General features: G+C 29.8%; 12 protein-coding genes and 1 pseudogene. 3 read left to right on the top strand and 10 right to left on the bottom strand.

What is annotated here, in order from left to right; translation table 4 throughout:
• Nucleotides 1–87: 87 nt before the first annotated feature.
• Complete coding sequence (locus ACM0IS_RS02300; RefSeq protein ID WP_416755873.1) at nucleotides 88–666, bottom strand: CBS domain-containing protein; 579 nt, start codon at nucleotides 664–666, stop codon at nucleotides 88–90.
• A gap of 163 nt (nucleotides 667–829) precedes the next feature.
• On the opposite strand from ACM0IS_RS02300, the pseudogene ACM0IS_RS02305 reads away from it, so the two are divergent.
• Nucleotides 830–2,424: pseudogene (locus ACM0IS_RS02305) on the top strand (IS1634 family transposase).
• A gap of 44 nt (nucleotides 2,425–2,468) precedes the next feature.
• Here ACM0IS_RS02305 and ACM0IS_RS02310 read toward each other — a convergent pair.
• From ACM0IS_RS02310 to nadE, 9 genes are all read right to left on the bottom strand, one after another.
• Nucleotides 2,469–3,293, bottom strand: coding sequence for a CNNM domain-containing protein (locus ACM0IS_RS02310; protein WP_416755875.1), 825 nt, complete (start codon nucleotides 3,291–3,293; stop codon nucleotides 2,469–2,471).
• A 3-nt stretch (nucleotides 3,294–3,296) separates the two neighbouring features.
• Nucleotides 3,297–4,763 (bottom strand): DnaB-like helicase C-terminal domain-containing protein, encoded by a 1,467-nt coding sequence (locus ACM0IS_RS02315; protein ID WP_416755877.1) that lies wholly within the window; start codon nucleotides 4,761–4,763, stop codon nucleotides 3,297–3,299.
• A complete protein-coding gene (rplI, locus tag ACM0IS_RS02320) occupies nucleotides 4,750–5,211 on the bottom strand; it encodes a 50S ribosomal protein L9 (protein WP_416755878.1) in 462 nt (153 codons plus the stop codon). Before rplI ends, ACM0IS_RS02315 begins: the two co-directional genes overlap by 14 nt.
• Nucleotides 5,192–7,195 carry a DHH family phosphoesterase gene (locus ACM0IS_RS02325; protein ID WP_416755879.1) on the bottom strand — a complete coding sequence of 668 codons (2,004 nt, stop codon included), beginning with the start codon at nucleotides 7,193–7,195 and terminating at the stop codon, nucleotides 5,192–5,194. Before ACM0IS_RS02325 ends, rplI begins: the two co-directional genes overlap by 20 nt.
• A 199-nt stretch (nucleotides 7,196–7,394) precedes the next feature.
• Nucleotides 7,395–8,540 carry a leucine-rich repeat domain-containing protein gene (locus ACM0IS_RS02330; protein ID WP_416755880.1) on the bottom strand — a complete coding sequence of 382 codons (1,146 nt, stop codon included), beginning with the start codon at nucleotides 8,538–8,540 and terminating at the stop codon, nucleotides 7,395–7,397.
• Nucleotides 8,541–8,758: 218 nt separating this feature from the next.
• On the bottom strand, nucleotides 8,759–10,579 hold the full coding sequence (locus tag ACM0IS_RS02335) for a leucine-rich repeat protein (RefSeq protein WP_416755882.1): 1,821 nt from the start codon (nucleotides 10,577–10,579) through the stop codon (nucleotides 8,759–8,761).
• A 236-nt stretch (nucleotides 10,580–10,815) separates the two neighbouring features.
• Entirely contained in the window at nucleotides 10,816–11,988 is a 1,173-nt protein-coding gene (locus ACM0IS_RS02340) for a ZIP family metal transporter (RefSeq protein WP_416755883.1), read from the bottom strand.
• Nucleotides 11,988–12,719, bottom strand: coding sequence for a YebC/PmpR family DNA-binding transcriptional regulator (locus tag ACM0IS_RS02345; RefSeq protein ID WP_416755884.1), 732 nt, complete (start codon nucleotides 12,717–12,719; stop codon nucleotides 11,988–11,990). The genes ACM0IS_RS02340 and ACM0IS_RS02345 overlap by 1 nt, the downstream gene beginning before the upstream one ends.
• A gap of 16 nt (nucleotides 12,720–12,735) precedes the next feature.
• Nucleotides 12,736–13,527 (bottom strand): NAD(+) synthase, encoded by a 792-nt coding sequence (gene nadE, locus ACM0IS_RS02350; RefSeq protein ID WP_416755886.1) that lies wholly within the window; start codon nucleotides 13,525–13,527, stop codon nucleotides 12,736–12,738.
• 253 nt (nucleotides 13,528–13,780) lie between these two features.
• On the opposite strand from nadE, the gene ACM0IS_RS02355 reads away from it, so the two are divergent.
• Nucleotides 13,781–14,524: an MPN527 family putative ECF transporter permease subunit gene (locus ACM0IS_RS02355; protein WP_416755887.1), complete on the top strand. Its 744-nt coding sequence runs from the start codon at nucleotides 13,781–13,783 to the stop codon at nucleotides 14,522–14,524.
• Nucleotides 14,525–14,539: 15 nt separating this feature from the next.
• Nucleotides 14,540–16,870 carry a class I tRNA ligase family protein gene (locus tag ACM0IS_RS02360; protein ID WP_416755888.1) on the top strand — a complete coding sequence of 777 codons (2,331 nt, stop codon included), beginning with the start codon at nucleotides 14,540–14,542 and terminating at the stop codon, nucleotides 16,868–16,870.
• The last annotated feature ends 3 nt before the right edge of the window (nucleotides 16,871–16,873 follow it).

Consider the following 16,873-nt stretch of genomic DNA (forward strand, 5'->3'; position numbering starts at 1 on the left):
GATAAGATAACGGGGCTTAATCACTAAGTAACATTAAAAATGCACTTGCATTAAGTACAAGTGCATTTTGCCATAATTTTAAGGAAATTAAATCTTGTTTACTTCAATAAAGGCTGAAAACTTCTTATTTTTAACAATTTCAACTACTTTAAAAGTAACTTCATCCGCTAATGTATATCTAGCATTCTTATAAAGACGTTTAGCCCCAGTACGTTTGAGTAAAAAGCTCCGCAAGTCCATATCTTCTTCGTCTGGTGAAATTAACTCGTCGTCAATTTCGAGTTGTTTGAATAAATCATTCATTTTAACATTTGATTGTACCCGAGCTTTTTCGAGTGAAACTTCATAGATTTCTTCGTCATCATCATACTCATCATAAATTTCACCTACTATTTCTTCAATAATATCTTCAATTGTAATGATGCCTAAAACGTCTGTACTGTTGTTATTTTCTACCACAAAAGCCATTTGAGCACGTGCAGCTCTCATTTTTTCAAGAGCAGAAGATAAAATTGAGTTAGCTGAAACCAAAGGCACATGTTTCATATAATCAATGACACGACCTTTTTTCAAGTTAAAAATATCTTTCAATAGCACAATACCAATTAATTGTCCATCTTTTTCCACTGGTATTCTAGAATAATTAGTTTGTCCTGCGTTTCCCACTTGGGCCAAATATAGTCACTTTTTAGGTGGCTATATTTTTGAAAAAAATATAAATATTATGCTACTATGCTACTAAATGTGGTATAATATATTCATGAAAAAGAAGAACCTACATGAAATAAATTGAATAATTTCAAGATCTAAAAGACAAAAAGGAACTTATATATCTGTTGGATATCAAAGCACAAACAAAACAGGATATGCTGTAAGATTCGGGATAGGATATGAAGAAGATTTTGATAAATACCAAGAAAATTCAGTCGAAAAAATAAAACAAATTATAAAAACTCTTCCTCTCTCAATGACAAAAGAAGAGGTTATTAATGAAATTAATAAAAGATCAAAAATAAAAGCCCTAAAATAAATGAGACATATGAAAAATTTGTTGGATTCGACTTAATTTCTCGATTAATTGATTATTTTGATATTTTCAAGGATTGTAAAACTACAAAATCAGTAAGTTTAAATGATGTTGTAAAGCAACAAATATATCAAAGAATTAAAAATCCACTAAGTGTTTATGCTACGTACAAAAATGCAACTAAAGAAAAACAAGATTTTTATTCTAAAAATTCGTTTTATAGATCACTAGAATATATTGCTGATAACAAAAATCAAATACTTAAGCAATATAAATGAAACCATGAAAAATGAGTACAAAAGAGATGTAAGTATAGTTTGATTTGACTCAACAACAGCTTATTTTGAAACATTTAGTCGAGATGGTTATAAGAAACCAGGTTATTCAAAAGATGGAAAATTTAAAGAAGACCAAATCGTTATTGGACTCGCCACTGATAGTAATGGTATACCAGTGCACTACAAAGTTTTCCCCGGAAATACAGCTGATTCATCCACTTTTATTCCTTTTATACTTGAACTGCAAAAATATACAGCATAACCACAGTTACTGTTATTGCTGATAAAGGAATGTCTGTAAATAAAAATATAAGATTTTTAGAAGATAAAAACTAAATTACATTATTTCATACAGAATGAAAAAAGGTTCAAAAGAATTCAAAGAATATGTTCTAGTGAAAAGGATTACATTAATGAAAATGGACTCTTATATAAGAGCAGAGAGATAATATCTCTATACCGTAATGGAAGAAAAAATGGTCACACTAGAAAACAAATAATCACTTTTAGTGAAAAAAGAGCAAAAAAGACTATGAAGATAGAAAAATTCTTATTGATAACTTCAATAAGAAAGCTAAAAATGGAAAAGTGTCATATGAAGATATGGTTGGAGGAAAGAAATATCGTTTCTTTAAACCAACAGATAAGTCAGGTTTTTATGAATTAGACTATGATAAAGTCCTAGAAGATGAAAAATTCGATGGATTTTATGTTTACGAAACTAATAGAGTTGATCTTAAAGAAACTGAAATCGTTGAGCTATATGCAAAACAATGACAGGCTGAAGAAAACTTTAGAACATTAAAAGGCGCATTATCATTAAGACCAATGTATCTTTCTACATGAAAAAATATACAAGGATATATTTGTTTATGTTTTCTTTCTTTAGTAATGTTAAAATTCCTTACCTATAAAATTAATGATTTTTTAGGTCTTGCTAAGAAGGATAAAATGACTACATCTAGAATCATTACTATGATTAATGATGTTAAACAAGTTGAACACTATTTTGACAAAAAACTTATAAATACAATCGAAATTAAAAACCCAGCCTTACAACAAAGCTGGGAAGACTACCAATTAATATTAAATATTTTTAATCATTTAAATATTAAATAAAGTTTCAAGCCAACTACAGCATTCACTGTGGCTGGTTTATTTTATTATGCTACTGCTGGGAAACGTAGGAATAGCACAATACCAATTAATTGTCCATCTTTTTCCACTGGTATTCTAGAATAATTAGTTTGTTTAAAAATTTCAAGTGCATCTGCTATATTACTTTTTGAAGAAATTGTTGTGACTTCCTTCATTCTAATATAATGCTGAGAAACTTTCGTTGAGTCTAAATCCAAGGCATTTTGCGCTAAAATACTTTCTCCAGTTTGCAGCACACCTTCTTCTTGAGCTAATGAAAGCATTGACTTAATATCTTCCTCAGAATTAGTTACATAAACATTTTTTGACATTTTACTAATTGGATAAGTAAGTGGGAAAAAGAGTCAAAACATCACTTCATTAAAGATACAAAAGATTGTTAAATATCTTTCTGGATTACTTTTAGCAATTAATTTAGGAGTTATTTCTCCAAATAGTACTAAAATAGGCGTAACAATAACTGTTGAAATTATTACAGTCATCGGATCACCTTCAGCAAAATAAAGTGATAGCACATAAGAAGTTAATGCTGAAGAAGCAACATTAACTAAATTATTTCCTATTAATATTGTGCTTAATAATTGATTATACTTTTTAACTTGTTTGTTAATTAAAACAGCAAACTTTTTCTTTTTATCCAGCATATCATGCAACTTAGCAGGAGAAATAGTGCTATAAGCAGTTTCTGAACCTGAAAATATGCTGCTTAATAAGAACAATAAGATTAATACAGCTGCAACAATACCTGTAATCAATGGTTTATCAACGTTGCTAGAAACTGTATTTGTTGAGGTTTCTAAATTAGTTATAAGACTGGAATAACTGTCCATGATTTAATATCTGTTCCCTTCATTTTCATCTGTAAATTTAACATATTTACCAGTGTAGATTAAAGTATCACTACCTGGTTGTCCATTTCTGTTTTTAGCAACTGTAACAACGACTGGAATATGTTCATTTTTATTACTTTCTTCTTCTGATACTCCCTTTTTTAAAGGCTTTCTATTTAGGAAAATAACAGCATCAGCATCTTGCTCAATTTGCCCAGATTCACGCAAGTCATTTAGTTGAGGGCGCTTATCTTCCCTATTTTCAACACTACGAGATAGTTGTGAAAGAGCAAGAATTGGCACTTTTAGTTCTAAAGCAAGTGTTTTTAAAGAACGTGAAATTGTTGCAACTTCATTTTGTCTATTGCCACTTGCATCACCAGCTGAAAGCAGTTGTAAATAATCTACTATCACTAAATCGAGTTTACCATCAAGGTTTTTAGCTAAGTGACGTATTTTAAAGATAATTTCGGTAATGTTGCTTTTTGGCTCATCATCAAATCAAACAACACTTTCTTTTTTCATATTTTCAATAGTATGAAATAGTTTTAAAGCTTCATCACTATTGCTAATTAGTTTAGGATTTTGAATTTTATAAAGTTCAATTCCACTTGAAGTTGATAAATAACGACTAGTGAGCTCGCTAGTTGGCATTTCTAGAGAAATAAAAGCAACATTTTTTACTTCTCCATTCTTGTTAGCTTCGTCGACGATGTTTTTAGCTATATTTAATGCTAAAGCTGTTTTTCCAACACCAGGACGTGCAGCTAGGATAATAAATTGACCAGGTTTAATTCCTTTAACATATTTATCGATTGAATAAAACCCTGTGTATAAAAATTGATCTTGGTGGTCTTTATTCTGTAAAACTGAATTAATATGTTCAGCTAATTGGAAGGCTGCTTCATCTAGTGGAATAAATTCAGAGTTTTGAATCGACATATTGTTATTGGTTACAATAAAGTTTTGTAAATCTTGAATACTGCTATCTCAATTAATTTCTTTATTATGTCCAAATGCTTTAATATATTCTGCATAAAATGACTCTAAATTACGCATTTTTTGCAGTTCAATTAGTTTTTCTATGTTGGTTATAAAATTATCATCATTATAAAATGAAGATGCTACCTTATTGAGAATCGCAAGTGAAAGTGTGCTATATTCAAATTCAGTATTATGTGCTTCAATCAATTTTTTAACATCATTATAATCAAATGTAATAGTTTTATTATTTGAAGCGCTACGGGTGGTTTTAATTAGTTTAAAAAGTTGATAATATGCTTGGTTAAAAAAGGCTTGTGGATCCAAATAATCAAATGCTAATCCTTGCTTATCTAAATCATTTAATATATTACTTAATATTTCTCTTTCAACGCTTTCACTGTGAAATAAAGTGTCTTTTAATGGTATTAAATCACCAGAAATATTACGGTATGGCTTATCTTCAAAAAAACGTCTATTTCTTGACATGTTGAATGGTAATTTCTACTCTGATATTAGCTTTGATATCTTTGTAAAGCACTGCTTCTACATCATGTGGACCTTCTGAAACTAAACGCACTTTACTTAAGGCATGTTTATCTAATTTAAAACCTAAAGCTGATAATTTTTTGTCAACATCTTTTGTTGAAACTGAGCCATGTACATTTAAATTTCCATTAGCATCAGTATTGGCTTCAAGTGTGTATTTAAGCACTAACTTTTCTAGTTTTTCCTTTAGTTCTAAAGCATTACTTCTGTTTTCATGTTCATTTGCAACTAAATTATTTAATCTTTTATTTAATTGGTGCACTGTTTGATCATTATATGGAACACCAAAGCCATTTTTGATTAAGTAGTTTGATCCGTATCCATTTGATACTTCTACTATAGTATTAGCTTTTCCATCTTTACAATCTTTAATTAATATTACTTTCATCTTTAATCTCTCTTTCACTTGTAATAATTGCATGTCTAATATTATCAACGAAGATTTCAAGTTCTTCGTCTGAGACAGCTGCAGCTGTTGAGAAGTGTCCACCACCCCCAACTTGTTCACAAATTATTTGCACATTAGTTCCAATACCTCTGGCACTTAATTTATATAATTTGGTTCCTTTTAGTCTAGCCACTACAAAGCTAGCTACTCTTCCTTTAATTTTTAAAATTTCATTTGCTGCCATTGAAATAACATCATTTGAAACTTCTAATTCACTATAAGCAAGGAAGTAACCTTTTTTAACTTCTTGTATATTATTTAAAATTTCCTGAATTTGTTCTTCTGTTTCATCATCAATTTTTAGCAAGTTACCTGACTTAATAACATTAGCTCCATGTGATTCAAGTCAAGCACTGGCCTCAAATGTCCGTGTCGTTACAGATTTTGAAAATTGTGCAGTATCTAAGAAAATACCACTAAGCAATAATTGTGCACAAATTTGGCTAATATTAAGTTTATATTCTATAAAAGTCATAATTTCAGTCACAATTTCTGATGCTGAGGAAGCTGTTGTATCAATGTAAATGTTTGTAATCGGACAATAATCAATACTTTTTCCCACACGGTGGTGGTCAAAGATAAAAATATTATTTCTAGCTGCATTAATAATTGCGTCTTTGTTATCTGTACGTAATACATCATTATTATCAACTAAAACAACTAATGTATTGCCATCTGTAATCTTAGTTGCATGTGCTGGTTTAATAAAGACTTTTTCATCAAAGCCATTAGCTTTTAATTCTTCTAAATATTTCTCAGTAGTTTGGTCAAATGTAACATTACAAATATAAGCCTTCTTACCAAAACTGCGAGCAATTTCAACAACAGCATAAGCAGAACCAAGCGCATCTAAATCAGCTAATTGGTGTCCATATACAATTACTTGTTCAATGTTTTGCTCTTCTAAGCGTTTTGCAAATTCTAAAGCAACTGATTTAATTTTAGTACGATTGTTGTTTGACATAATTTCACTATTTGATCCAAAGTACACAGCTGGTTGAGTGTTTGAAAAAATAGCTATTTGATCCCCACCTCTGTTTTGGGCTTGCACTAAGGCTTTTTTAGCTTGCTCAAGCTTTTCTTTCAACGAAGATCACCCTCTAGCAAATCCTACACTTAGAGATAATTTATTAATTGAAGGGTCCTTGATATTTTGATAAATATTAGTAAATAAACTAAAATTATCCCTAGACATTTCTTGTAATGATTTTTCATTAGTGATAACAACAAATTTCCCATTTGTATATTGGCGATAAATCAAATTGTATTTTTCCATATATTCTTTAATAGTGTCAATAACAATTTTATTAATCAAGAAAATTTGTTCTTCAGAAAGAATTGATTGATACATTTGATAGTTATCAATTTCAATTTCTCCTACAACTGGCTTTTGTTCTCATGATTCTACTTTGAATAAATGCTCAGTTGTAATATCACGAATTACAATCGTGTTTGATAAAGGCCAAAACTGAGCTTCATAAATATTTTTATTGTTATCAAACTCAATTTTAGTTTGATTCATATCAACTTCTTTTTTGTAATTATTATCTATCTTTTGGAAAAACTCATTAACTGAGACATTAATGAAATCTTTGTGAAATTTATTTTTAATAAAGTTGCTGGTTCAAACTATGTTTTGATCAATGTCATAAATAATTAGACCAATATTATTATTTGACATAATCTTTTCCAAGAAACCATTAAATGACTTGTTAATCAGTTCTCTTGACTTAGCAAAGTTATAAACTGCAAAATATAGCAGCATAATTACAATTCCTAAAACCACAAATATTCCTAGTATTACTAAAATACCAGTCAATTTATCTGTATGTAGGTTAACTAATGCCCAAATCAAAAGGATAAACATTATTATAAATAATGTTATCAACCCAGAATAAATTCAAACTTTTTGTTTTTTTTGCATCGCTTCCTTTCAGTAATATTTAAATTATAAATTAATTCTTGTTAAAGAGCCAAATTACTTTAATCTTTTTGATAACTTCTTTTAAGTTAATTTAGATATTTATTCCTTAATTTTAAACAACTTCCAGTTACATTTTGCATAAGAAAACAGCGCATAGTTTTGCTAATTTGAAGCAAAACTATGCGCTGTTATTATTCTTTTATTCAGTTTTTACAGTTGGCTTTGTTTCTAATTCTGGAGTGTTATTGAATGCATTTTTTCCTATTTCTCTAACATTTGGACATGTTATTTTACGTAATTCAGTATCATTTTCAAAAGCTCTTTCGCCAATTGTGACTACTTCTTGCAAATCAGCTTCGTTTAATTTTCAGCAGTTTGCAAAAGCTCTGCTTCCTATGGTTTTAACTTTAGGAAGTCCAATATATTGAAGTGATTGTAATCCTTCAAAAGCACCATCACACACTGTTGTTACATTATCAAAATTTACAGAATATAGCCTATTATTATCTTTGAAAGCATCATTATAAATTTCTGTTATGTTAGGATCATTTACGCTTCCATCTGCTCCAGGTCATTTTACAAGTATATTATTAATAATTAATTTTCCATCAATCATTGGAAATGGCTCTTTGTCAATTGTTCCAAAACCATAAGGCTGAACAAATTTTAAATTTGGTAAATTAATCTTGCTTATATAAGTAGTAGCGTCAAATGCATTTCTAATAATTGTTGTAATAGTGTCATCGCTAATATCGCCAGATGCATTGCTTCATTTTAATAAAATACCATTTTGAACAATTTTGTTTCCTTCTAGTTGTTCTACTAAATTGAATAATCCAATGTCAGAAGTTACATTAGGCAATGTCGTTATAACATTTTCCAATTTTGGAAATTCAATGCTATTAATTGGTAAAAAAGATACATCCTTTGAAACCGTTACCAATTCAGTTGCGTCTGGGCAAACTAATTTAATGCCGCCAATTCAGGCACCATCTTCATATTTTAGTTTTAGTTTTTCAGCTTTTTCTTGATAAATATTTCATAAATATTCTGGTGTTATTTTTTTAACATCTTTGATTGTTAAAACAAGTTTTTTAGTATCAAATGAAATATTACCATCTGTTACTATAGTACTAGGTGCTGGGGTTTCTTTATCACCTCCCTTATTTCCAGGATCTGTTTCTGGCTGTGGAGCTGGTTGTGGAGCTGGTTGTGGAGCTGGTTTTACTCCAGGAGCTGTTTCATTAGCTTTATTATGGTTGCAAGATCCAGCCACTAATGGCAATGTTGCAACACTTGAGATTGAAGTTAATGATAATAAAATCAATAATTTATTGTGTTTCATATTTACATCCTTTTGATAACTGTTCAATTATTCAATTTTGAACAACATTTTATTTCTCTATTTAATTATTTCACTTCTTTTAAAAAGCAAAAATGTGTATAACTCTATAGAATAGAAATAAATGTATAAATGTTAAATTAATCTGTATTTGCTTTTTTTGCTATAAGAAAAAATATAAAAATACAACATTCATAAAAGACAAATACCACATTAAAAAATTATTTATATTGTTTTAATTTTGGGGTATTTTCAAATACATTGTCGCCTAAAGATACAGTATTAGGCATTGAAACATTTGTAAGTTCAACATCATTGCTGAATGCTTTGCTTTCTAAAGTGTTAACTTTAGGTAAAATAACATCACTTAATTTTTCTGCCCCTGCAAACGCTGATGCTCCAATTTTTACAGCGCTTGGCAATTCAATACTTTCTAACATTTTTGAGTTAAAGAAAGCATAGTTTGAAATTTCAGTTACTTTTGGCAAGTTAATTTCTGTAAGATTGTTTCCGTGTGTTCCTGTAAAAGCATAAGCTCCAATATAGATTGCATTTGGCAATGATATTTTGTTTAAACTTGAGGCATCGAAGAAAGTAAATTCTGCAACATTTTCTAATTTCGGCATATTTACTTGTGCAAGTTTAGAAGCTTCCTTAAATGCAGATGTTTCAGCAGCTTTAACTTCTGGTAAATCTATTTGAGCTAACTCTCTAGCTCCATTAAAAGCATGTGAACCAACTACTTTTGCTAACGGTGCTTGAATAGATTTTAAAGCTTTAGCATTCGAAAATGCAAATGAGCTAATTTCTAATACTTTTGGAAGTGATATTGAATGTAATTTTTCAGTTCTTGAAAAGGCACTCGATCCCATTGTTATAAGTTCAGGGAATTCTAAACTTTCTAATGCATTTGCTCCAGCAAAGGCACTATCTCCAATTTTTGTTATTTTAGGTGCGTTTAATTTTGCTAGAGCTGTAGCATTTTCGAACGCACTAGTTTCAACTTCTGTTACATTAGGAATGTCTAAAAATGTAAGTGATTTATTCCCTTTGAAAGCATTTGCTTCTACGACTTGTGCATTTTTAAATTCAGCACTCTTGAGATTTGCTAATTCATTAAAGATATTTGCAGGTACTTTTGTCACATTAGGAAAGGCAATTGTTGTGACTTGATCAGAATCCTCAAACGCACTTGGTGCAATAGCGATAACGTCATTATCAAGAACATGTCCAGTTGCTTGTGTTCACTTAATTAGTATGCTATTTTGAATAACTTTACCTTTTAGACCTGTTTGTCAAAAAGCCTTATGCTCTATATTTTTAATTTTTGGCAATTGTACAGTGGCAAGTTTAGTATCATTAGCGAATGCATTAGTTCTAATTGTATGGACATTAGGCAATGATATCTTGGTTAGTTGGCTAGCTCCTTGAAGTGCACTTGCTCCAACTTCTGTTGCATTAGCAAGTATCAAGCTTGTAATTGCAGCATTATTTTTAAACGCATTTGGTGCAACTTTTGTAATAGTATCTTCATTAACATCGCCAGTTGCATTGCTTCATTTTAACAAAATTCCATTTTGTATAACCTTTTCAGGCATATTTGGTGTGTCTGAAATATCAAAACTCTCACTAACGGTTTGTAAATTGGGAAGTTGGATCGAAATTAAATAATGGTTAATATCCTTAGTCCATTGTGCTATTTTTGTTACATCATTGGATTGCAATTTAAATAATACAAGATAGTTGTTCTTCTTGAGCAAATCAATAATAGCATTTAAAGCATTTTGCTCAAGAGTATTAATTCCTTCCAAAGTTACAGTCTTATCGGTTTTGTTAAAACTAATTTTTCCTGGTTTTGCACCTGGTGTTAAAACATACTCAGTGCTGATAATATCGTTAGTTTCTCTTCTTATCGGAGTGGGCTGTTTTCTACTTTCAGAACCATCTGGTTTAGTATCATTCTCATGTGTACATGAGGCAGCTACAATTGGTAACATGCTTGCAGGCATAATAGTACTTAATAATAGAAACTTCTTTTTCATTTTTGCTCCTAAAAATTAATTTATTTATTCGATTTAAACTAAAAAACTTATAGTTCTTTAACGCATATTTTTTATCTATACTATTATTTTTTCAAAATATCTAAAAAAATCAAGATTCTAATAATGCTACCCTATGGGAATTTTGAAAAAAATTCTTTTCAAATTTGTTTAATTTTTATGGAAGCAAATGGAAAAGATTTCTTGAAGTAGAAAAAGCAAAGAAAAATTCCACTCCATTAGTGAGAGTGGAAAGAAAGAATAAATACTGCTACAATGATTCCGATGAATAATGAAAAAAGAATAAAGAATCATTTTTTCTTTTCAATATGGTTGTGATAGAACTCTGGAATAAATTCGACAATTGAAGTAAATAGGAAAATTCCAGCAATTGCTGCAAACATACCTGCTTTTAATCATCATAAATCATTGATTTTGGCACCTGCATAGGCTCCAATCAGCATAAATGGCAAGAAGAGTGATAATCCTAAAAAGGAAAGCAATAGTGATTTAACTTTACTAAATCCTGCTTCTCTTAATCTGAAGTAAAAAATGGATTCTTCAGGGAAAAGGTGAAGGACCAATGAAATAAAGTAAGCTGTTGAAAGGTTATTTAATTTTCCTTCCGTAGCTAAAGATAAGTTATATCCAAGTAAGATTCCTTCTGGAATTCTATGTGTAAGTAATAAAAGTAAAGCAATAACTTTCATTTTTGGTGAAGTTTTATAAATAATTGCTTCTTCTGCTTGAGCTAAATTTTCTTCTTGTCCAAAAATATAGTCGGGGTGAGAATGATCATGATGGTGATTTTCATGATCGTGATGGTGGATATATTTATCACCCCTGTATACTGTTTTATCTTTAAAAATAGCTAAACTATTTTTATTTGCTTTTTGTGAGTTTTCAACATTTTTCATTAAGAATGTGTGATCAGTACCATGGTTATGTTCGTGACTTCCATGTTCATGAACGAAAATACTCATGTTCTTGTCTTTTTTCAAAGCTTTATTGATTCGATAAGTAATAACAAATTTTAATGTGAATGAAAAAAGTAATCCAACTATTAGTCCTGTTACTACAGTTGCAATATTAAATCCATAAACAATATTTTTGTTTTCAGCTGCAGTTGGATAATTATCAAGCACACCGTGGCTTGAAGTTTCAATACTTTCACGTAAAAATCCGAATAAAGCTAAAGCAATAAAGAAACCTGTTGAAAATGCATATAAGTAAAATGTAAAACTTTTAAATTTGCGATCTTTGAGTCTGTGGAATAGAGGTAAAATGAATGAAAGCAAGGTTGGGATTGATAGCAAAATTAGCAATGTTACTAATACTACTATAAATGTTGCTAAATATTGATTACCCCCTACAGAATCAGTTAATCTAAGATATAAATCTTGTAAAGACATTACTCTTCTTTAACATCAATATTGTGATAAACATCTTGAACATCATCATCATCTTTTAATTTTTCAACAAAATCAAGAAGTTTTTGTTCTTTTTCAGCATCATATTCAACATACATATTTGGTAAGTAAGTTACTTCACATTGTAAATATTCAGTAACACCTAATGAAGATTCAATAGCTGATTTTAGATCTGAGAAGTTTTCAGGGGCTGTAGTAATAACAAATGATTCTTCAGCAACCTCAACATCGTCAGCTCCATTTTCAAGAGCGACCATCATGATGTCATCTTCTGATACATATTGTTTAGAAATTTCAATAATTCCTTTTTTGTCAAAGGCAAATGGGATTTGTCCAGTTTTCCCCAGTGTTGCATTTTGTTTGTTAAAGTAAGCTTGAATATTTGATTTAACTCTATTTAAATTGTCAGAAAGCGTAACAACAATAAATGTTGCACCACCGCTAACTGTTGCATTAAATACTGTTTCAACGAATGCATTTGAGTTTTTATCTCCAGCAGCTTTTTTAATAGCTCTTTCGATGTTGTCTTTTGGCATGTTTTTTGCTTTAGCTTTTGCAATAGCAAGTTTTAAAGCTGGGTTTGATTCTGGATCTGATCCTTTTTGTGCAGCTACATAAATTTCTTTTGATAATTTTTGGAATACTTTTCCTCTTGCTGCATCTTGGGCACCTTTACGGTGCATAATATTGGCTGCGTGTGAGTGTCCTGCCATAATTTCTCCTTTATATTTATTTAATTTCTGATGGTTTATAAATTGCATCTCTTTTATGTTGAGAGATTGCATGTTTGTGTTCAATTTTATCAATAATATCTTGTGATAAAACTTTAGATATTAATTCTTTATTTTCAATGTTGTCTAAGTAAAAGTCAAGTTGTGCATATGAAAAGCCAAGTTCATTTTCATCTGTTTGATTTTCTCAAAGCCCAGCTGAAGGAGCTTTTTGAATAATTTCTTGCGGAACGTTAAGCAATTGAGCTAAGAAACGAACTTCACCTTTGGTTAATCTTGAGATTGGAAGTAAGTCAACTCCACCATCTCCATATTTTGTGAAGTAGCCAATATAAGTTTCATCTAGGTTGTCTGTTCCAAGCACCAAAGCATTTTTATCTTGTGCTTTTGCATATAATGTTGTCATTCTTAGTCTTGGTTTAATGTTAGCAATTGCAAGTGGGTTACTTATTGCTACAGCTTCATAAATTGCATTGAACGTCTTTGATAGATCTACTACTTCAAATTTGTCATAAAAAGTAGCTTCTAATTTAGCGATGTCATTTAGATCGCTTTCTAGCATTTGACCAACTGGCATCACAATACCATAAGTACGTTGTGGCATTAAGTTTTTCGCAATTGCATAAACTAATGCTGAATCAATTCCTCCAGATATACCAACAATAAAGCCTTCAGCTTTTGACTTTGCTAGGTAATCTTGTAAGAAATTATTAATAACATCTAGATATTCTAGAGCAGCTTGCTTATCATAAACAGGCTTGTTATTTTCGTATCTTGTAATTTTACTCATACTAACCTCTAATATTTTAATATTGAAAATATCTAAAATTTTACTAAATTTTACATTTATACTTGCAAATAATTTATACCATAATTTTTGGACTTTTATATTACTTTTTAGTAATTTAAATATTCCAGAATTAGCTGAAATAAAAAAGTGATAAAAATGTACTTTTTTGGCTAAAAAATATACTTTTTAGTTTTTTTATCAGATTTCTACAATAAAAGATATAATAAGAATCAATTTAAAATAAGGAATAAATATGACAGATAATAAAATTCAAAACATCGATAATACAAAGAAAAATTTCTTAAAATTTAGCTGGAATAGAGCTTTAAGACCTAGTTATAAAATCGCATTTAGTGGAATTATGTTAGCACTTGCAATTATTCTATCGATAGTAAGCACATTTTTAAAATTTACTTCCTTTTTAAGTTTTAATTTATCGCTAATACCCATTTTCATTGTTTTTACATATATAGGATTAAATTTTGCCCTCGTTGTAAGTTTTTCTCGTTTTTTGATTGTGCCTTTAATTAGCTCTGCAATCACAATGAATGCTGGGATCGGAATAGAATATTTAGGGAATTTCATTGTTTTTGTTTCACAACTGTTCTTTTTTGGATTTTTTTATTTATTATATGGAGTAGTTAATTGGACCAAAATTAGCTCTCCTCTAATTAAGGTACTGCTTGTTATGATACTTTCAGCCCTTGCAGTAAGTATTATTATGCCTATATTAAATACTTTTTTATTCAACTTGATTTACTTTTACATACTCTCATTAATTAAGAGTTTTAGCTTAAATGAATTGGCAAATAGTTATGACAATAGTTTTAAATACTTGTTTTTAGGCATTCCCAACTACTACATTGGCTCATTTACAGTATATTTTATTTTTAATTTAGCAAACATATTAATAAATTGCATTATAATTTATATATTTATTACATGAGAATATAAAACTAATTTTATATATAAAATTAGCTCTAAAAATACTTATTAAACAAAAGGAGTAAAAATGGATAAGTTTGATTTTAAATTTATCGATAAAAAATGACAAGATAATTGACAAGAATCCAATTATTTTGAACCAAAAGAAGACTTTACGCTTCCAAAGAAATACATTTTAAGTATGTTCCCATATCCAAGTGGTAAATTACATATGGGTCATGTTAGAAACTATTCAATTGGTGACGCTATTGCAAGATACTATCGTCGTAGAGGATACAATGTGCTACACCCATTTGGTTGAGATGCTTTTGGACTTCCAGCAGAAAATGCAGCTATCAAACATGGAATTCACCCAAGAAAGTGAACATATGAAAACATTGATTCAATGGACAAAGAAGTTCAAAAACTAGGTATTTCATTTGCCTGAAATTATGAATGCATTACCGCAGATTATGATTACACTAAATGAGAACAATACATATTTATTAAGCTTTGAGAAAAAGGCTTAATTTACAAAAAGAAATCACAATTAAACTGATGTGAAAATGACAATACTGTTTTAGCCAATGAACAAGTTATAGATAACAAATGCTGAAGATGTGATGGTGAAGTTGTCCAAAAAGAAATGGATACTTACTATTTAAAAATCACTGCTTATGCTGATGAATTATTAGCTGACTTGCAACAACTTGAAGGGCACTGGCCTCAACAAGTTTTAACAATGCAAAAGAACTGAATTGGAAGAACTGAAGATTACAAACTTACTTTCGATTTAACAGCAAATAAATTTAGTTCTGCTACTAAACTAATAGCATATGAAAATAACTTAACTACAATTTCAAATATTGATTATGTCGCTATTTCTAATAAACACCCATTAGTAGAAGAGTTAAAACAAGCTAACTACTTTGGTCAAAATGAATTAGCATTATTAGAAGAGATCAACCTTAACTTTGTTAAAAAAGATTTTTCTAAAAAAATTATGCTAAAAACTCCTTTTGTAGCTTTAAACCCATTTTCAAAACATGAAATACCCGTTATTATTTCAGACTTTGCTTCAAATAATCCTAATAAAGAAGTTACATTAGTTTCTGCAACAAATGAAACTCAAAAAGCTTTTATGGACTTTAATAATTTGGCTTACGAATTAGACCATAAGCAAATTATTGATCCTTCAAGTCTAGAAACAGAAGTTAAATATAACTTAAGGGACTGAGGTATTTCACGGCAAAGATATTGAGGAACACCAATTCCACTTGTTAACTGTAGCAAATGTGGAACTAACCCCGTTTCATTAAGTTCACTTCCTGTACTTTTACCAGAAAAAGTTACTTTTACCGGTCAAGGTAACCCACTTAACACAAATGAAGAGTGGCGTTTAGTTAAATGTTCAAAATGTGGTGAATACGCTCAAAGAGAAACAGATACTTTAGATACTTTCTTCGAATCAAGTTGATATTTCTTGCGTTATACAACCCCAACTTATTTAAGAGAAGACTATGCAGTTGAACCACAACATTTAGCATACTGAAATTCAGTAGATGAATACATTGGTGGAATTGAACATGCTATCTTACACTTGCTTTATGCCAGATTCTTTACTAAAGCATTAGCTGATGTTGGTCTTGTAAACTTCAGAGAGCCATTTAACAACCTAATTACTCAAGGAATGGTGCTAAAAGATGGTGCTAAAATGTCTAAATCTAAAGGCAATGTAGTTGAACCAGGTGAAATGATTGCAACTTATGGTGCTGATACTTCTAGATTATTTATCTTGTTTGCTGCTCCACCTCAAAAAGAACTTGAATGGAGTGATTCAGGTGTAGTAGGATGCTTTAAATTTATCAATCGTTTATTTGAACGTTCAAAAGAAATTGACACAAATTCAAATTATAAAAACATTGATGTTGCAAGTTTAACAAGCGAAGAAAAGAAAGCTAGATACAAGTTATACTTAGGTATGCAAAAGCAAATCGCTACATTCGAAGATCGAAATAATAATTACGCTTTTAATACTTTAGTTTCATGAACCATGGAAACTTTAAATGAATATGATCAAATTACTCGAACTGACTTAATAACTGAAATGTTTTATGTCTTATTAAACATTCTTGAGCCATTCATTCCACACTTTGCTTGAGAAATTTCTGACAAGTACTTTAACCTTGTTAACTTAAAAGACTTCACTATAGATACTAAAGCTTTAGAACTTGATGAAGTTACTTATGGAATTACAATTAATGGTAAAGTCAGAGGAGAGCTTCATATTTCAAAAAGTGCAAATAAAGAACAAGTACTAGCTCAAGCTAAACTAGTTGTTGCAAAATGGTTAGAAGAAAAAGAAATTATTAAAGAAATCTTTGTACCAGGCAAAATCGTTAATTTAGTAATTAAATAGAAA

It is taken from the genome of Mycoplasma aquilae ATCC BAA-1896 (assembly GCF_048074525.1).
GTDB lineage: Bacteria > Bacillota_I > Bacilli_A > Mycoplasmatales > Metamycoplasmataceae > Mycoplasmopsis > Mycoplasmopsis aquilae.